An 18,594-nucleotide genomic window follows, 5' to 3' on the forward strand; every position below is an offset into this window, starting at 1 on the left:
AGCGACGGTGCCAGCCAGCCCTTAGGTTTGGTGCGATTATTGAAGCGCGGGGCGCGGTAGCGCAGGTTGGCACTGCGGCGGCGACGCCGAAAAGCCGCTCGTTGCTGTAATGCCTTTTTGATCTGAAAGCCGCGATGGATCAGTTCAAACAGGCACAGTACATGCCGCTGCTGACTGTCCGGTTCGCGCATCAGCGCCAGCCCGGTCGTTTTGCTGCCAGGGTCGATGCCCAGGCGAAGCGGTTGCGTCTCGCCACTGACGCGATCCTTGAGCCGAATCGTGAACGGGTAACGCTTATGCACCACGGCACGACCACGCGCCAGCAGCAACCGAGCGCGTTTTTCACTGCACGGCATCAGTGGCCGCTTGTGTTTGTCCAGTACGAAAACCGCCATGCGATTTCCTCCTAATCCATGCCCTTACGGGCCTTGTGTCGCGGGGCTTGCGCCCCGTCTCCCCTCGGGAATGTCGATAACCGGCTCCTGCCTTGTGGCAGCGGTCAAGACCTTCGGCGTTTTACCTTTCGCCCGGGCGGCGTACCGCAGCATGATCTTGATCTTTCAGAGCCACGGACTGAGGAAGCATCCGTGGGTGAGTCTTGGCGACCTGTTATCAACGTAGCGGGTTGGCTACCGCTCTCCCTGGTCAACCGGGCTTGTTGTCACAAGCTCCCGCCTTCAGGCGGGGGTAGTTGACAGGAAAGGCGTGCTTAACAGCACTAATCCGCTAAGCTGGCTTGCATGGGCGCGTGTTGCAGGCACAATAGCAGCAACGGCGATAAAAGCCTCTATCGTGTTTAAGGAGATGCGCTGTGCGCGTAATTCGCAAATATGCCAACCGCAGGTTGTACGATACTCAGCAGAGCCGTTATGTCACTCTTGAAGACTTGCGGCGTTTAATCATTGAAGAAGAGCCGTTTCGCGTTGAAGACGCCAAGAGCGGCGAAGATCTGACGCGCACCATTTTGCTATCGATCATTATCGAACAGGAGCAGGCGGATAGTGAAGCCGAAGTGTTCTCGAACGACCTGCTGGCCCAGTTGATCCGTGTGTACGATATGTCCTCACCGCTGCCGCTGGCGCGTTATTTGGAGCAGGGCACCCAACTGATGCTGGAGCAGCAAAAGCGCATGCAGACCCAGTGGCAGCAGGCGATGCGCCACTCACCCATTGAGTTTATGCGTGAACTGGCCGAAGAGAATATGCGTTTCTGGCAAAATGCGCTGAACCAGCCTACCCAGACGGATGACGACGATAAAACGGACAAAAACTCCTAATCCCCCTTTAGGCCACGTTAGGGACGCGTTGTGGCATAATGCGCCCCAACGACGCTCTCCCGTTTGAGAAGGATACCCATGAAAGTTTTGATGATCGGTGGCGGTGGCCGCGAACATGCCCTTGCTTGGAAACTTGCCCAATCCAATGATGTCGAGCAAGTGTTTGTGGCACCTGGCAACGCAGGGACCGCCACAGAGCCTAAGCTGACCAATGTCGCTATCGGCGCAACCGACCTGGATGCCTTGGTGGCGTTTGCCCAGCAAGAGCAGATTGCGCTAACCGTGGTGGGCCCAGAAGCTCCGCTGGTGGAAGGCGTAGTGGATCGGTTCCAAGCCGCTGGTTTGACCATCTTTGGCCCTAGCCAGCGTGCGGCACAGCTAGAAGGTTCGAAATCGTTCACCAAAGACTTTCTGGCCCGCCATCACATTCCCACCGCCGATTACCAAACCTTTACCGCTGTCGAGCCAGCATTGGCGTATTTAGCTGATATGGGCGCGCCCATTGTGATTAAGGCCGATGGCTTAGCGGCAGGTAAAGGCGTGATTGTCGCCATGAGCGAAGCGGAAGCCGAAGCGGCGATCCGCGATATGCTTGAAGCCAACGCCTTTGGTGACGCTGGCGCGCGAGTCGTCATCGAAGAGTTTTTGGAAGGTGAAGAAGCCAGCTTTATCGTCATGGTGGATGGCGAAAACGTCGTGCCCATGGCCACCAGCCAAGACCATAAGCGTGCCTACGATGGTGACACCGGCCCCAATACCGGCGGTATGGGAGCCTACTCCCCGGCACCGGTAGTGACACCGGAAGTAGATGCGCGGATTATGGAGCAAGTGATTTTGCCCACCGTGCGTGGTATGGCGGAAGAGGGCAACGCTTACACCGGCTTCTTGTATGCGGGGCTAATGATTGACCCGCAAGGCAACCCCAAAGTAATCGAGTACAACTGCCGTTTTGGTGACCCGGAAACCCAGCCGATTATGATGCGCCTTACCTCCGATTTAGCGGCGCTCTGTTTAGCAGGTGCCAAGGGCGAACTGGCAGACAAGCAGTGCGAGTGGGATAGCCGCGCAGCGGTGGGCGTGGTGTTGGCGGCAGGTGGCTACCCCGGCAGCTACCGCAAAGGTGACGTGATTCACGGCCTAGCCGATGCCGAGCAGGCGCAGTGCAAAGTCTTCCATGCAGGGACGGCGCAAAACGCAGAGGGTGATATCACCACTGCTGGCGGTCGCGTGCTGTGTGTGACCGCCCTGGGCGATAGCGTCTCAGCTGCCCAGCAGCAGGCGTACCAAGGGGTTAAAGCGATTCACTGGGATGGCGTTGAGTTCCGTCGTGATATCGCTTTCCGTGCCATCGCGCGCGAGCAGTAATTACCGGCCTTTTAAGGTCAAACCGTCACCCAGCAAGGAGTTGAACTATGGAGCGTGTTTCGCAGGAGTTCCCTAACGCAGCGGTTATCCATCGTCATCCGCTGACTGTGCGGGTGACGGATATGAACTACGGCCGCCATCTGGGGCATGATGCGCTGGTATCGCTGCTTCATGAGGCTCGTATGCAGGCCTTCGCCGCCCTCGATCTGCCCGAGTGGGATATGCACGGCTACCCAAGCGTTGTGGTTGACCTCGCCGTGCAGTATCAACAGGAGGCCCGCTTTCCCGATGCGTTGGTGGTAGAAACCGCAGTGCCCGACCCAGAAGGCAAAGCCTTAACGGTGTTCCATAGGGTGACTAAGGCGGAAACGGGCGATGTGGTGGCTACCGCTCGGGTAAATAAACTACTGATAGACTTGGCTGCTGGCCGCCCGGTAGCGATTCCCGATGCGGTGAAGCAAACGCTTGCTGATGCAAGGGGGGGATAATGTCCCGAGAATATCCCATCATCGCGGTAACGGGTTCGTCAGGGGCGGGTACCACTACCGTGCGCCGCAGCTTCGAGCGCATGTTTTTGCGTGAAGATGTCCATGCTGCCATGGTGGATGGGGATGCGTTTCACCGCTATACCCGCGATGACCTAAAGCGCATTTTCCGTGAAGAGCCAGAGCGTAAAGATGAGCTATCCCACTTTGCTGTAGAAGCCAACTTGCTTGATCGCCTGGAAGGACTGTTTATCGAGTACGGAGAGCACGGTGCTGGCATCTTCAGGCACTATATCCATGCGGAAGATAAGCAGAAAATTGAAGCCGGGTATCGGGTGGGCACCTTCACCGAGTGGCAGTCGCTGCCTTGCGGCACTGACTTGTTGTTTTACGAAGGGCTGCACGGTGGGTTAGTGACCCAAGAGTACGATATTGCCCGCCATGTGGATCTATTGGTGGGTGTTGCGCCGACCATGAATCTGGAGTGGATTCAAAAGATCGACCGGGACACAAAGCTGCGCGGCTACTCTCAGGAAGCGGTGATTGACACTATCTTGGGCCGTATGGATGACTATGTGCGCTATATCCAGCCACAGTTTTCCCGTACCCATATCAACTTCCAACGGGTGCCCACGGTCGATACGTCCAACCCCTTTGAAGTGCAGGATATTCCGACCGATTCGGAGTCGTTTGTGGTCATCCGTTTCCGCGACCCTTCAACCGTCGATTTCCCTTGGTTGCTGGCGATGATTAAAGACTCCTTTATGACTCGCCCGCATACTCTGGTGGTGCCCGGCGCTCGTATGTCATTGGCGATGGAGCTGATTCTGGCACCGCTGGTTCGCCACTTACTGTCGCAGCGCCGTTTTCGCTAACGAGGAAAGTGGGGCTGCCTTTTACCGATAATAAACGCGCCAAACCTAAGGAGGCCGCGATGGAATGCCTGTTCTGCAAAATTATTAACCGCGACATTCCCGCTGATATCGTGTTTGAAGATGAGCACGTGCTGGCGTTTAACGACATTAGCCCTCAAGCGCCGACCCATCAGCTTATTATCCCTAAAAAGCATATCTCGACGCTTAACGATATTGCCGCCGACGACCTAGCCCTCGTAGGCCGCTTGCAACACACCGCCGCGCAGCTTGCTAAGCAGCAGGGGTTTGCCGAGGATGGCTACCGTGTGGTGATGAACTGCAACGAAATGGGCGGGCAGACCGTCTACCATATCCATATGCACTTAATGGGTGGGCGCGAGTTTACCTGGCCCGCAGGCTAAACTGTCTCGCCGACCAACGGTAAACAGCCATCCATAAAAAAAGCCCTGCGGCGGGAAACGCCAGCAGGGCTTTTGCATTGCATAACGCCTAAAACATTAGGCGTCGATGCGCTTGTACTTCATGCGCTTGGGTGTGTCGTTACCGACGCGTTTCTTGTGATCTTCTTCGTATTCGGTGTAGTTACCGTCGAAGAACACCACTTCTGAATCGCCTTCAAACGCCAGAATATGCGTGGCGATACGATCCAGGAACCAACGGTCGTGAGAAATCACCATGGCACAGCCAGGGAAGGCGAGCAAGGCTTCTTCCAGGGCGCGCAGGGTTTCGATATCCAGGTCGTTAGAGGGCTCATCCAGCAGCAGCACGTTAGCACCCTGTTTTAGGGTTTGCGCAAGCTGCAGGCGGCCACGCTCACCACCGGAAAGCTCATCCAGACGCTTCTGCTGGTCGTTGCCTTTGAAGTTAAAGCGACCAACGTAGGCTCGCGAAGAAACTTCATAGCCATTGATGTTGAGAATATCCTGGCCATCGGACACTGCTTCCCAGACAGTTTGCTTGTCGTCTAGGGCGTCACGCAGCTGCTCAACGTAGGCAATGTCGACGGTTTCGCCGATTACCACTTCGCCAGCATCCGGCTGCTCTTTGCCGGTTACCAGCTTAAACAGCGTCGATTTACCGGCACCGTTACCACCCACAATGCCAACAATCGCCCCTTGGGGAATGGTAAAGGAGAGATCCTGGTAGAGCAGTTTGTCGTCAAAACGCTTGGTAACGTTGTGGAACTCGATCACTTTGTCACCCAGGCGCGGGCCAGGCGGAATGTAGATCTCGTTGGTCTCATTACGCTTCTGGAAATCGCCAGACTGCATCTCTTCAAAGCGGTTAAGGCGCGCTTTGCTCTTCGCTTGGCGGCCTTTGGCGTTGCTGCGCACCCACTCAAGCTCTTGCTTGATGGCTTTCTGACGAGACGCTTCCTGTTTGGCTTCTTGGGTCAGGCGCTGCTCTTTCTGCTCAAGCCACTGGGAGTAGTTGCCTTCAAACGGAATACCTTGGCCGCGGTCCAGCTCAAGAATCCAGCCCGCGACGTTATCCAAGAAGTAACGGTCGTGGGTAATCGCAACGACAGTGCCGTTGTAGTCATGCAGGAAGCGCTCCAGCCACGCCACGGATTCAGCATCCAGGTGGTTGGTGGGCTCGTCCAGCAGTAGCATGTCCGGGCTTGAGAGCAGCAGGCGGCAAAGCGCCACACGACGACGCTCACCACCAGAAAGGTTGCCTACTTTGGCATCCCACGGCGGAAGGCGCAGCGCTTCTGCGGCTACCTCCAGCTTACGCTCAAGGTTGTGTGCATCGGCAGCTTCGATAATATTCTCAAGCCGTGCCTGCTCGCTGGCCAGGGCGTCAAAGTCGGCATCGGGTTCGGCGTAGGCAGCGTATACCGCGTCTAGTTTTTCCTGTGCCTCTTTGATGGCGCCTAAGGCCTCTTCGACGGTATCCCGAACGTTTTTCTCGTCGTCCAGCTGCGGCTCCTGGGGCAGGTAGCCCACGTTGATGCCGGGCATCGGACGAGCTTCACCTTCAAACTCTTTATCGACACCGGCCATAATGCGCAGCAGCGTGGATTTACCGGCACCGTTTAAGCCCAGCACGCCGATCTTGGCGCCAGGGAAGAACGAGAGCGAAATATCCTTGAGAATTTGCTTTTTGGGCGGCACTACTTTGCCAACCCGATTCATGGTGAATACGTATTGCGCCATGGAAATCCGTTAGGTTGTGGTAAAAGCGAGACCAGCAAATATGCTGGCTTGGTGCACAGATGATAGTGCCCAGCGCGGCTAAAGGCCAGCAAAGCAGTGGGGCAAGCGTAGAGTGGTCAAGCCGCAAAGATAAGGGGCACTCATTTGGGTGCCCCTCGGGTATGTCCACCTTGAAAACGCTTAATAGATTGGCAAGGCGCTACTCTTCTTCGTCCCAGTCATCTTCAATCGCGCGCTGTAAGCGACGCTCTTCAAGCCACGCTTCTACCTGACGGCGAGCGCGCAGGGTATCCGCTTTACTGGGTTTGCTTTTACCGTAGTGATCGTCGTTGACTGCATCCAAGTTATCAAACTCGTCAGCATCAAGCCCATCGTTGGTGTAGGTTTCACGATTTAAGGGGTCACGGCTCATGGTATGCCCTCCAACCCAAGCCGGCGCACCGGCATCACAACGGCTCCTTACCCAACAGAAGCAAAGTAAGAAGCGCCTAACGCTAAACAAGCGCCTTGCCGCTATATAACGCCACTTGGATTGAAGTTCAAGCCCTATCTTTGTTTTTATGATGACAAATGTTTATTTGGCGTTTTCTTGCTGATTTTTTAGCGCTGCCAGTGCCAATTGGGCCTCAACTCGTTCGGTCACATCTTTCTGAACGCCGATGTAGTACATCAAGTTGTCGGCTTCATCATAAACTGGCGTAATTGACAGTTCATTCCAGAACATAGTGCCGTCTTTACGGTAGTTACGCAGCACTTCCCGCGAGGGGCGGCCATCCTGTAACGCTTCGCGGATCGACGATAGCGCATCCTGGTCGCGGTCTTCGTTTTGCAGAAAACGGCAGTCGCGATACAGAATTTCATCCGCACTGTAGCCCGTTAAGCGCTCAAAGCCCTTGTTCACGTAAATCAGGATGTTTTCGTCACCTTCCTGCTCCGCAACGACGATGCCATCTTCAGAAGCGTCAATAATGCGCTCAAGTAACTCCGGGTTGATCAAGGGAGATCGTTTCATCAATGGATTCCTGTTGCTTTCGTTCTTTCGTAGCCATGGCGCTGTTGATCAGCGCGGGGCTCTCTTACTGCAGGACGATGCGGAATTTCACACTACCGAATAGAGGTAGAATAGCAAAAAAACAGCTCTCTACCGCCAACTGCTGCCCATCATGGCGAGCGTTGCGGTGCTTTGCAATCAACAACGCTATTCGGCTTCCGGTAACCGCTGTGCGCTGAACATCGCCCCCACTGCCGTGAGCGCCAAGACCACCAGCAACATGGCGCTTCCTAGCCATTGCGCCAACGCGCCGATAATACCCCCGACAACCAGCATCAGTACGCCCGTAAGCGTATTGGAAAGCGCTACGTAAAGGGCGCGATTGTCTTGGCTGGCAATATCCACCAAATAGGTTTTGCGACCCAGGCGAACACCGTGATGCACAATCACCAATAGCGCATAAATCGCGGCATAGGGTAAAACGCTCTGCGTCCAGTCACCCGGCAACCAAGCTAAGGCCGCGCCTAATAGGCAGCACAACACCGTACCCACGGCAGCGTCGCGCATGACCCGGCGGCTGGACTGATCCGCGCGTTTTCCCCATATCGGGCTTGCCACCATAGCGGCTAGGCCGGATACCACCACTAAAATGCCTAGGCCGCCCAGCTCGGTTCCGCTCTGCTGCTGGCCGAGTAGCGCCAGGTAAGGCAGCGCCAGCGCACTTGAAAGTAGCAGGGCCCTAGCGACATTGAAGTGTAAAAACGTGCGGTCTTCACGCAGTAGCGATAGCCCCAGCTTAATGCTATCCCAGGCGTTTTCGCCGCCTTCGATGGAACCTGGCACCTCTTTAATGCGGGCTGCGCACAGCGCATTGAGTAACCAGCCAGCGGCCGCTACGCCAAGCAGTATGGCCAATGCCAAATTGCCGGGTCGGTCACCGAACCACATCAATACACCGCCGGCAACCAGCGTTGCACCACCCGCGACGCTGCCGCTCCAGCCCATCAAAGTGCCTCGGCGGCGCTTGGCGATGGTTTTGCCGAGCACGTCCTTGGTGGCAATGGAGGAGAGCCCCCGTGCCAAGGAGAGCATGACCAACGCGGCCAACACCAACAAGCCGCCGATAGCCCCGCTGCCTATCAGGGCCAGTAACGCCAAAGCAATAGCCGCCACCGCCTGCAGCACGGCCCCCGCCACCCACACCCACTTGCGCTGGGGCTTTAGGCGAATAAAGCCAGCCACAAACAGCTGGGGGAGGAGGGCGCCTGCTTCACGAATCGGTACTAATAACCCCACCATCCATACCGGAGCGCCGATAATACCCAGCAGCCAGGGCAGCACTAAGCGGGCGCTCGACAGCTCATCCGCTAACTTATTACCTAACGAAGCGAAAAGGTGCAGGAAAAAGTTGTGCGGCTGCTCTTGGCAGGCATCGTCAGGTATATCGTCGCACATACGGCTATCGTCATCGCCTGTCAGCCACTCGTATAACTGCGTCTGTGAAACTTCCGGTTGAGCCATGTCGGTTCCTTGGCGATTGCTAATTTAAGATGACAGAATGCCTACTTAGGATGCCACACTGTATTTTAAAACCTGTATTTAAAAAGCCCTGTGTTCCAAAAGCCTGTGCTTTAAAAACCTGCGTTTCAAAGGAACGGATAGATAAGGACTCAAAAAGATGACCCGCATTCACATTCGCTACTGTACCCAATGCCAGTGGCTGTTGCGTAGCGCCTGGTATGCCCAAGAACTTCTCTCCACGTTTGGCGAGCAGCTAACAGAGGTCGCGCTCTCACCCTCTCACGGCGGTACTTTCGAGATCTGGTGTGATGACTCGCTTCTCTGGGAGCGTAAGCGAGATGGTGGGTTTCCCGACATTAAAACGCTCAAACAGCAGGTGCGCGACCAGATCGATCCTGCCCAAGACCTGGGGCATATCGACCGATGACGCAAGATCAGCAGGCAGTACTGTATGGCTTGGGCGCCGTCGCGCTTTGGTCGACCGTGGCGACGACATTCAAAGTCGCCCTGGCCTGGATGAGCCCGCTTGAACTCATGTGGTTGGCCGCTCTGGTGTCCTGGATGCTAATGGGCGCCATCGTCGTCAAGCAAGGGCATATGCGCGTTGCGCTACGCTGGGGGTGGGGGACGGCGCTTTGGGCTGGGTTAATGAACCCCGTGGCTTACTACTTGTTGCTATTTGCTGCCTATGACCGGCTACCTGGCCAAGAGGCCATGGCGCTCAACTATACATGGGCACTGGCGATGGCTTTTTTGGCAGTGCCGCTGCTGGGACATAGTCTCACCCGCTCGGATGTAGGGGCTGGTTTGGTGGCTTACAGCGGCGTTTGGGTCATTGCTACCCGAGGAGAGGTCTTCAACGTTGCTTTCGAAGATCCTCTGGGGGTCGTTTTCGCGTTGGCATCGACACTGGTATGGGCGCTTTACTGGCTGCTCAATGCGAAAGACGCGCGGCAGCCGTTGGTAGGGCAGTGGCAGAATTTCAGTGTTGGGTTACCTGTTTTAACACTATTGTTACTTTTTGGCCCTGGCCTGCAGTGGCACGGGTGGTCTGCGCTTGGGGCTGGTGCGTATGTCGGCCTCTTCGAAATGGGCGTTGCGTTCGTGCTTTGGCAAATGGCCGTGCAGAGCGTTTCACGAACTGCCAAGGTCTCTAATCTGATCTTCTTGTCGCCGCCTGTCTCCCTTTTGCTGCTGTTCTTGGTCGTCGGTGAACCAATGCGGCTGTCTACCCTAGTGGGTTTAATACTGATTCTGTGCGGGTTGGCGATTCAACAGATTCCCCAAGCACGGCGTGAGCCAGCGCTGTAGTGTGTTTTTTTGGCCGCTTATTGTAAATTTTTGTGACTTTTGTTTTTGTAGCTTGTCACTGCCGCTAATACGATTAATTTAAGCTAATATCATCCCGTTAGGGTGATTTAACTAAGACAATATCACCAGCGACGATAGCCAGCTTCATGTTGATCTGGCAGTGTTTAGTCGGGGTAAGCAGCCCAGGGGGTGACAATGCGTCGTGCGTTGTTACGAAGGAAAGGCGACTTGCTCATCGGTAGCGAAAACGTTCATTAGGGATCTCTGGCCATGAAAGACAACGTTACAACGAAACGCACACCTCTCTCACTTCAGCGCGCTGTCCGACCCTGGACACTGACCACGCTTGCCTGTTTACCGCTGACGGCGCTTGCCCAGCAGCTGCCTTCTACGCTGTACGCGCCTGGTATGACCGATCTCAATACCACAATTCAGCAAACGATCGTGAGTAACCCGCAGGTCAATGCAGCTTGGAACAATTTTAGCGCGGCGGGAAGTGATGTGCGCGTGGCTCAGGGTAACTACCTGCCGTCGATCGACGTGACGGCCGGGGTGGGGCGCCAAGACCAGCAAAACGATGGACGTGGCAGTTACAGCAGTGACTTTGCCGAGCTCACCCTGACGCAAATGGTATTCGATGGCTTTGCGACACGCAGCGAAGTAGAGCGCTTGGATCGTACGCGCCTCATCGCTTACTTCGAGTTGCTGGGGGCCAGCGAAACGGTAGCGCTGGAAGCGTTTGAAACCTATCTAGATGTCTTGCGATTCCGAGAAATGGTCCGCTTGGCGCAAGATAACTATCGCGAACACCAGCGTGTTTTCTCGCAGATCGAAGAGCGTGCACTGTCTGGTGCTGGGCGTGGAGTGGATCTGGAGCAAATCAGCGGTCGTTTGGCGCTGGCCGAATCCAATTTGATGACCGAAGCTTCGAACCTGCATGATGTGACGGCACGTTACCAGCGGATCGTCGGTGAGCTACCACCGCAAAATATGTCGCCTGCACCCTCGCTGGCTGACGAGCTGCCCAGCGATGTCAGCGAAGCAGTGCGAATGGCCTTTGAGGGCAATCCCGATTTCCATGCGGCCATTGAGAACATTGCCGTTCAGCGTGCTGAGCAAAATGCCGCTCGTGCCGCCTTCATGCCACGCCTGGATATTCAAGGCCGTACCGGTACCAATAACCAAGACGACTCGATCGCTGGTCGCAGCGATGAGCACAGCATTCAGCTCGTGGCAAGCATGAACCTCTATCGCGGTGGTTCTGATAGTGCCGCGTTCGAAGCTGCCACGACGCGCATCGAGCAGGCCGTCAATCAGCGTGAAGTGGCGTGTACCAATGTCCGTCAGACGACACAAATCGCCTACAACGATACGCAGCGTCTTAATGAGCAGTTGCGCTATCTCAACGACCACCGCCAATCCATCGATCGCGTGCGTGGCGCTTATCAGCAGCAGTTCGATATTGGCCAGCGCACCCTTTTGGACGTGCTGGACAGTGAGAATGAGTACTTCGAGGCCAGCCGTGCCTATGCCAATGCGGAATTCGACCTGACACTGGCCCAGGCGCGGACGCTGGCCGCCATGGGGCAGCTCATGCAAACGTTGGAAGTGGTCCGTGAAGACATTCCAACCTTGGCAGAGTTGGGCTACGAAGATTTAGCGCAAGACCCTGAGATGGCCTGCGCTACCGATGGCCCGCGTGGCTTCACTCTGGAAGATTTCACCCGTGGCATTTCCGCTTCGTCGTTGTCCAGCGACACGCTCACCACCGCCTACAACGAGCCGAGTGAGCCAGTCGTGATGCCAATCGATGCGCCTGTGTACGCCAACGCAGCGGTTGAGCCTGAGGCCATCGAGAGCAGTCTCTATATTCAAGTCGCCTCGCTAAGTGCCGCTGAGCGCGCTCAACAGTTAAGCATTGAGTTAGGAGAGCAGCTAACGAGCCAGTCACGGGTGTATGCGTCGGCGGGAAATTATCGCGTTCAACTGGGGCCGGTGGCCTCGTTCAGTGATGCTCAGGCGCTATAGCAAACGCTACAACGAATGGGGTATGGTGATGCCTTTGTCACCAATGGTTAGAGCATCCAGCGTCTATGAGTAACTAGCCATCCTCTGAGCCTGCCGCGCAGGGCGGCAGGCAAGCACTACCCATTGGGTGTGTAATACGAGTCGCTTAATGCGTTTTAGGGTAATGAGGTCTTTGTGACACAACCAAACCTGAGTAGGGCGGAGGCTCCCCATTCGCGATCGGATGAAATCAGCCCCAATGAACTAGAGGGGCGTGATGAGCTGCTTGAGTGCCTCAAGGTAATCGCTTCTTTTCATCAACATGAAGTGTCATCGGAAGCACTTCGGGCAGGCCTGCCGTTGGAACAGGGCAAATTGACGCCCTCGGTGTTTGGGCGAGCTGCCTCACGGGCGGGTTTGACGGCTAGAATTACTAAAAGTCGGCTGTCTGGACTGAATCCAGCGCTATTCCCGGTGATTCTTCTGCTCGAACCCGGCCGAGCCTGTGTCTTGTTGGGGCTGGATCTTAAGCAGAAAAGAGCCCGCGTCATTTTTCCCGAACTCTCAGAGTCGGACGTCGACATTTCTCTCGACGAGCTTTACGCGGGTTATAGTGGCGAGGCTATTTACGTTCGCCCAAAGTTTTTAGCTGATAACGCATCCGAGCCGGGCGTTAAAAAACGCCGTGACCAGCACTGGTTTTGGGGCGTTATTCGTGAAAATCGTCGGCTTTACCGCGATATCGTTCTGGGGTCGGTGGCGATTAACGTATTCGCCATCGCCATGCCCCTATTCGTTCTCAATGTTTACGATCGTGTCGTGCCTAACCAAGCAACAGAAACGCTTTGGGTGCTCGCCGTCGGTATTTTTATCGTTCTCTGCTTCGACTTGGCCCTAAGGCTAATGCGAAGCAGCTTTGTCGACTTGGCCGCCAGCCGGGCAGACGTCAAGCTCTCATCAAGTATCATGGCCAAATCACTGGGGCTGCGTTTGGAAGAGCGGCCCGCCTCGACGGGGTCCTTCACCTCCACGCTTCAGTCGTTCGAATCAGTGCGTGCCTTTATCGGTTCTGCAACCATCCTAGGCATCGTGGACTTACCGTTCGTGCTGATGTTTGCCGCCATTATTGCGCTGATCAACCCCTGGCTCGTGCTCCCAGTACTGGTTGGGATCGTATTCGTATTGCTCTACGCCTTGGCGGCTCAAGGAAAGCTCCACGAACTTTCGCAAACGACCTGGGAGGTCGGCGCGCAGCGTAACTCGCTATTGGTCGAGTCCATCTCCCAGTTGGAAAACGTCAAAGCGCTAAGGGCCGAAAGTCGCATCCAGCGTCACTGGGAAAAAGCGTCGGCCTTTCTATCCAGGACCGGCGCGCAATTGAAAATGGTCAGCACGTCGGTCTCTAACGTCGCTCAGTGGGCACAGCATAGTGTGGCCGTTTGCGTCATCATCGTCGGGGTGTATCAAATCATCCAGGGGAATCTGACTCAGGGTGGCCTGATCGCTGCCTATATGCTCTCTTCGCGAGCCATGGCGCCTATCAGCCAAGCCGCTGCACTGCTGGCTCAGTATCATCAATCCTCCACCGCACTAGAGTCATTGAATGCGGTCATGAATAAAAAGGTAGAGCGGCACGAAGGCAAGGCGTACGTAGAAAAGCCCAGCTTTGCAGGCAATATTCGCCTTGAAAAAGTGACGTTACGCTATCCCAATGAAGAGCGTGACGCCTTGAAGGATGTTTCTGTTACGGTCAAAGCGGGCGAAAAAGTGGCGCTCCTGGGGCGCATTGGCTGTGGAAAATCGTCGCTCAATAAACTCGTGCTGGGTTTTTATCAGCCCACCGCCGGGGCGGTGCTGGTCGATAATGTCGATATTCGTCAGCTCGACCCGTTACAACTACGCCGCCACATAGGCTATGTGCCTCAGGATGTCAGCCTATTTTCAGGCTCGCTGCGTGACAATATCGTGGCAGGGGGTGGTAGTGACCGAGTGGATGACGATGCGCTGCTGCGGGCCATCGAGCTAGCGGGGCTGGAAAGCTTGGTCAACAGCCATCCTCATGGCGTCGATCTGCAGGTAGGCGAGCGCGGCCAAGCGCTATCAGGAGGGCAGAAACAGTCGGTTGCCATTGCCCGCGCGTTGGTTCAAGACCCGCCCATCTTATTACTGGACGAGCCTACCAGCTCTATGGATAACGCCAGTGAAGAGACGTTCAAAGCCAATCTAAAAAACGTCGCAGCAGGCAAAACCATTCTCGTCGTAACGCATCGTACCTCGCTACTCTCTCTGGTGGATCGCATCATCGTCATGGATGCAGGTAAAGTCGTCGCCGACGGTCCGCGGGATACCGTGGTGGAAGCGCTGCGCAAAGGCCAAATCGGGAGGGCTTCGTAATGGCGCGTAAATCCTCCTCGACATCTGAACAAAAAGGCTTTGAAGCGATTGGGCGCTTCTCTGAAAAGGGCCAAAAACCGTTTCGACCCTTTATGGATCGCCTGTTTGCCAAACGAGTGACCTCCGCGCACCTCAATCGTGACTGGGCGAGCGACACCGACTGGGCGCGAATGCAGCAAGAGCCCATTCGGGCGCGGCTGTTTCTTTATACGGTCCTGTTGGCGATCGTGGCGCTGCTGATATGGTCTTACTTTGCCGCTATTGATGAAGTGACCCGCGGGTCTGGACGGGTGATTCCTGCCAGCCAACTTCAGCGTATCCAATCCTTTGACGGCGGGGTGATCGAACAGATCATGGTGCGGGAAGGGCAGATGGTGAGCGCCGGTGAGGTGCTGATGCAGATAGACCCGACCCGGTTCGTCTCGGATTTTCGTGAAAATCGCGCCCAGCGATTCGCTCTGGAAGCCCGCGCTGAACGTCTGCGTGCGCTGGCGACCGGTACGGCTTTCGAGCCCTCCGAAGAGCTACGCCAGGAAGTGCCCAACATCGTCATGCAAGAGCGTGAGGTATACGAGAGCCGACGCGAAGAGCTGCGCGAGCAAAAGAACGTGTTAGAAGATCGCGTTCGCCAGCGCGAGCAGGAGTTGCGTGAGGCAGAGTCACGACGGGATACCGCTGCGCGTGAGGCTAGCATGGCCAGCCAGGAGCTGAACCTGACGCGGCCACTGCTGGCCTCGGGAGCGGTTTCTGAAGTCGAGGTGCTGCGTTTACAGCGGGAAGTTTCACGAGCATCTGGTGAGAGGAGTCAGGCCGATGCAGCGGTTGCCCGCCTGCAGGCAGCCGTCGAGGAGGCGCAAACGCAGCTGCGAGAGCTGGATGCCGAGCGTCGAAGCGAGTGGCGTAACGACCTCGCGCAAGCGCTGGGCGAGCTCAACGCACTACAGCAGTCGGGTACGGGGCTGCAGGATAGAGTGCGGCTGACGGAAATTCGCTCGCCGGTGGATGGCATCGTGCAGCGTATTAACATCAATACCATTGGCGGTGTTGCCCAGCCTGGCCAGGAAGTGGTGGAAATCGTGCCTACCGATGATCAACTGCTCGTGGAAGCACGGATTGCGCCTCAAGACATCGCCTTCCTTCACCCAGGCCAGCCAGCCACCATCAAGCTCACCGCCTACGACTATGCCATCTACGGCGGTCTACAGGCAGAGCTTGAGCACATCAGTGCCGATACCATCACCGATGATGACGGCAACACGTTTTATTTGGTGCGAGTGCGCAGCTTAGAGAATGAAAACGTAGCCGACCGGCTGCAGGTAATACCGGGCATGACGGCGCAGGTCGATATCGTCACCGGTAAGCGAACGGTGATGCAGTTTATGCTGAAACCTGTTTTAAGGGCGTGGCGAGATTCCATGGGGGAGCGCTGATGAAACATTGGTTTATAACAACGGATGGCAGTTTAAAAGCCCGCTGGAAAAAAGCCTTTCACGATGTTGGAGCCTTAACGCCCAACACTCTTGGGGAGCAAGTGGCACCCAAAGATCTTGTATGGCTCTCAACGACCGTTGATACGTGGCCGTCATTGATCTCCTCATTAGTGGAACAAGGGGCTATTGTGGTGGTGCTGAGTTATTCACCCGACGATCGTGAAGCACTGAGTGCACTGGATTTAGGCGCAAGAGGTTACGTGCATACCCTGGCAGCTGCGGATGTGCTTAACCAAGTTGCTGTGGTAGTGAGCAATCAAGGTGTTTGGGTGGGGCAAGAGCTGCTGGCAAAAGTGCTGGGCGGTACGTTTAAAGCTCTTCAACAACGCGTTGAGCATGATCGGTACCAGCATAGTGAGTACTTAGAGTTGCTGACTGAACGAGAGCGCGGCGTTGCATTAGCTGTGGCAAGAGGGGCTACTAACAAAGAGGTTGCCCGCCAACTGGACATCACTGAACGAACGGTGAAGGCACACCTAAGTGCGATTTTTAAAAAGCTGGCAGTACGGGATCGCCTTCAACTGATTCTGAAACTAGCGCCAGTTGCTGAGCAAGCCGATAACTAAGCATGGTGTATGGTCTAGATAAGCGACGATGCCGTGTTTTTCACTACGACGAGACCTGAAACGGTCTCGTTTTTTTTGTCCATCGGTACAATACTTTTTTATTCCATACCCTCCTAATCTCGCTGTATATACCGTCAATGGGACTAGTCATAACGTACTAGCGAGACGGTAACAAACAAAGAGTGAGGAGTGACACATGGCTACGGCAACCGTTATCGCAATTACAGGTCAGGCATGGGCACGTGACGAAGATGGCAACTTACGTGAGTTGGCCATCGGTGATGTGCTTCAAGAAGGTGAAACGCTAGTCACCTCAGCTGATGGACGTGTTGAGCTAGACTTCGCCGACGGAACGGGTGCCAACGTTGTAGAAGGTGGCCAAGAAGTAGCGGTCACTCCTGACCTTGTAAGCGACCTCATTGTTGCCACTGATGCCAGCGCACAAGATGACGACTTAGAAGCGCTCCTCGCCGCACTCGATGATGAAGAGGGCGACCTTCTTGATATCCTAGACGCTACCGCAGCCGGTGGTGGTGCCGGCGGTGGCGGCGGTGGTGGCAGCAGCTTCGTGCGTGTTGCCCGTATCGCCGAAGAGACAGACCCCCTCAGCTTTAGCACAGAAGGTGGCCTAGAAGGTGCCGAGTTTGTTGAATTTGATGGTGGCGATGTGGCGGCTGCGGATGCAGGTGCGGGTGAGGGCGTGGTCGATGCCACGCCCCCCACACTCACGGTTGATGCCCCCACAGGTAATGACACTACACCAATCATTACAGGGTCCTCTGATGAAATCGGCGGTACGGTCTCTGTTATTGTTACTGATTCTGCAGGAAACATCCAAGAGCTAGAAGCTGTAGTTAATCCAGACGGTACTTGGAGTGTTGACGTTACCACACCCTTGGCTGAGGGCGATTACACAGTCGATGCCAGCATTACCGATCCTGCTGGAAATGGAGCAACAGCCTCTGATAGCGGCGCTATTGACACAACAGCACCCACGCTGACCGTTGATGCGCCAAACGGGAACGATACCACTCCGACCATTATTGGCACCTCTGACCAAATCGGTGGCACGGTCTCAGTCATCGTGACCGACGCGGTTGGAAACTCACAAGAGCTTGAAGCCACTGTGAACCCGGATGGCACCTGGAGCGTAGACGTTACCACGCCCTTGTCCGAGGGTGATTACACAGTCGATGCCAGCATTACTGATCCTGCTGGCAATGAAGCAACAGCGTCTGATAACGGTGTTATTGACACCACTGCACCAAATGCTCCAAGCGTTACTATCGCCAATGGCGACGATTTTATTACCGCGGATGAAATTACTAACGGCCAAGTCACTGTCACTATTGGTTTAGAAAATACCAATGCTGTAGCAGGCGACACGCTAACGGTGAACGGCACAGAGATCACTCTCACCGAGGAGCAAATTGCGGCAGGTGAAGTCGTCACTGAACTGCCAACACCTGCTGAAGGCGAGAGCCTTGTTGTTACCGCGACAATTACTGATTCAAGCGGCAACCAGTCTGATGAAGGGGTTGCTGATGCTGTGCGTGATACTGTCGCCCCGACGGGCGACACCACCACGCTGATCATCGACGACGTCACCGCGGACAACACCGTCAACGCCGACGAAGCTGACGGCGACGTGACCGTAACCGGCCGCGTGACCGGCGAATACGCGGAAGGCGACGTGGTCACCCTGACCATCAACGGCAACGACAGCTACACCACCACCGTTAACGCGGCAGGCGAGTGGAGCGTGGCCGTGGCAGGCAGCGACCTGGCCGCCGACGCCGACCAAACCATCGACGGCGTGATCGCCGCGACGGACGAAGCCGGCAACGTCGGCGACGTCACCGGCGAGAAAGCCTACAACGTCGACGTCGACGCCCCGACTGACGGCAGCACCACGCTGATCATCGACGACGTCACCGCCGACAACACCGTCAACGCCGCCGAAGCTGACGGCGACGTGACCGTGACCGGCCGCGTGACCGGCGAATACGCCGAGAACGACCTGGTCACCCTGACCATCAACGGCGAAACCTACGAAACCCGCGTTAACGCCGCGGGCGAGTGGAGCGTGGCCGTGGCGGGCAGCGACCTGGCCGCCGACGCCGACCAAACCATCGACGGCGTGGTCGCCGCGAC

17 protein-coding genes are annotated in these 18,594 nt (G+C 55.9%); 12 read left to right on the plus strand and 5 right to left on the minus strand.

Annotated elements, in window-relative coordinates:
* Positions 1–395: RNA-guided endonuclease IscB (gene iscB / locus L1249_RS16240; protein ID WP_235253736.1), on the minus strand; the 395-nt coding region annotated here is incomplete at its 3' end.
* Positions 396–811: 416 nt separating this feature from the next.
* Between iscB and phaR the strand changes: the two genes are divergently transcribed.
* The 5 genes from phaR to L1249_RS16265 all read left to right on the plus strand — a co-directional run bounded on the left by phaR (position 812) and on the right by L1249_RS16265 (position 4,402).
* A complete protein-coding gene (gene phaR / locus L1249_RS16245; protein WP_044628507.1) occupies positions 812–1,276 on the plus strand; it encodes a polyhydroxyalkanoate synthesis repressor PhaR in 465 nt (154 codons plus the stop codon).
* Positions 1,277–1,354: 78 nt separating this feature from the next.
* The gene (gene purD, locus L1249_RS16250) at positions 1,355–2,641 is read left to right on the plus strand and encodes a phosphoribosylamine--glycine ligase (RefSeq protein ID WP_044628508.1); all 1,287 of its coding nucleotides are present in this window, start codon (positions 1,355–1,357) and stop codon (positions 2,639–2,641) included.
* Positions 2,642–2,688: 47 nt separating this feature from the next.
* Positions 2,689–3,129, plus strand: coding sequence for an acyl-CoA thioesterase (locus L1249_RS16255; RefSeq protein ID WP_235253737.1), 441 nt, complete (start codon positions 2,689–2,691; stop codon positions 3,127–3,129).
* Positions 3,129–4,001, plus strand: a complete 873-nt coding sequence (locus tag L1249_RS16260) for a phosphoribulokinase (RefSeq protein ID WP_062361629.1) — start codon at positions 3,129–3,131, stop codon at positions 3,999–4,001. The genes L1249_RS16255 and L1249_RS16260 overlap by 1 nt, the downstream gene beginning before the upstream one ends.
* A gap of 59 nt (positions 4,002–4,060) precedes the next feature.
* Entirely contained in the window at positions 4,061–4,402 is a 342-nt protein-coding gene (locus L1249_RS16265) for a histidine triad nucleotide-binding protein (RefSeq protein WP_083025716.1), read from the plus strand.
* 96 nt (positions 4,403–4,498) lie between these two features.
* Here L1249_RS16265 and ettA read toward each other — a convergent pair whose 3' ends face one another.
* The 4 genes from ettA to L1249_RS16285 all read right to left on the minus strand — a co-directional run bounded on the left by ettA (position 4,499) and on the right by L1249_RS16285 (position 8,672).
* Positions 4,499–6,160, minus strand: a complete 1,662-nt coding sequence (ettA, locus tag L1249_RS16270) for an energy-dependent translational throttle protein EttA (RefSeq protein WP_089675399.1) — start codon at positions 6,158–6,160, stop codon at positions 4,499–4,501.
* Positions 6,161–6,359: 199 nt separating this feature from the next.
* Entirely contained in the window at positions 6,360–6,572 is a 213-nt protein-coding gene (locus L1249_RS16275) for a PA3496 family putative envelope integrity protein (protein ID WP_044628513.1), read from the minus strand.
* A gap of 162 nt (positions 6,573–6,734) precedes the next feature.
* Positions 6,735–7,172 (minus strand): PAS domain S-box protein, encoded by a 438-nt coding sequence (locus L1249_RS16280; RefSeq protein WP_062361625.1) that lies wholly within the window; start codon positions 7,170–7,172, stop codon positions 6,735–6,737.
* Between the two features lie 186 nt (positions 7,173–7,358).
* Positions 7,359–8,672 carry an MFS transporter gene (locus L1249_RS16285; protein ID WP_235253738.1) on the minus strand — a complete coding sequence of 438 codons (1,314 nt, stop codon included), beginning with the start codon at positions 8,670–8,672 and terminating at the stop codon, positions 7,359–7,361.
* A 157-nt stretch (positions 8,673–8,829) separates the two neighbouring features.
* Between L1249_RS16285 and L1249_RS16290 the strand changes: the two genes are divergently transcribed.
* From L1249_RS16290 to L1249_RS16320, 7 genes are all read left to right on the plus strand, one after another.
* Complete coding sequence (locus tag L1249_RS16290) at positions 8,830–9,099, plus strand: SelT/SelW/SelH family protein (protein ID WP_235253739.1); 270 nt, start codon at positions 8,830–8,832, stop codon at positions 9,097–9,099.
* Positions 9,096–9,983 carry a DMT family transporter gene (locus tag L1249_RS16295; protein WP_235253740.1) on the plus strand — a complete coding sequence of 296 codons (888 nt, stop codon included), beginning with the start codon at positions 9,096–9,098 and terminating at the stop codon, positions 9,981–9,983. The genes L1249_RS16290 and L1249_RS16295 overlap by 4 nt, the downstream gene beginning before the upstream one ends.
* 270 nt (positions 9,984–10,253) lie before the next feature.
* Entirely contained in the window at positions 10,254–12,011 is a 1,758-nt protein-coding gene (locus L1249_RS16300; RefSeq protein WP_044628518.1) for a TolC family outer membrane protein, read from the plus strand.
* A gap of 261 nt (positions 12,012–12,272) precedes the next feature.
* Positions 12,273–14,384, plus strand: a complete 2,112-nt coding sequence (locus L1249_RS16305; RefSeq protein WP_235253743.1) for a type I secretion system permease/ATPase — start codon at positions 12,273–12,275, stop codon at positions 14,382–14,384.
* The gene (locus L1249_RS16310; RefSeq protein ID WP_044628519.1) at positions 14,384–15,814 is read left to right on the plus strand and encodes an HlyD family type I secretion periplasmic adaptor subunit; all 1,431 of its coding nucleotides are present in this window, start codon (positions 14,384–14,386) and stop codon (positions 15,812–15,814) included. The genes L1249_RS16305 and L1249_RS16310 overlap by 1 nt, the downstream gene beginning before the upstream one ends.
* Complete coding sequence (locus L1249_RS16315) at positions 15,814–16,440, plus strand: response regulator transcription factor (RefSeq protein WP_235253741.1); 627 nt, start codon at positions 15,814–15,816, stop codon at positions 16,438–16,440. The genes L1249_RS16310 and L1249_RS16315 overlap by 1 nt, the downstream gene beginning before the upstream one ends.
* Before the next feature lie 196 nt (positions 16,441–16,636).
* Positions 16,637–18,594 (plus strand): retention module-containing protein (locus L1249_RS16320; RefSeq protein ID WP_235253742.1); only part of this gene is annotated, 1,958 nt, incomplete at its 3' end.

Source organism: Halomonas sp. Cn5-12 (assembly GCF_021532545.1).
GTDB lineage: Bacteria > Pseudomonadota > Gammaproteobacteria > Pseudomonadales > Halomonadaceae > Vreelandella > Vreelandella aquamarina.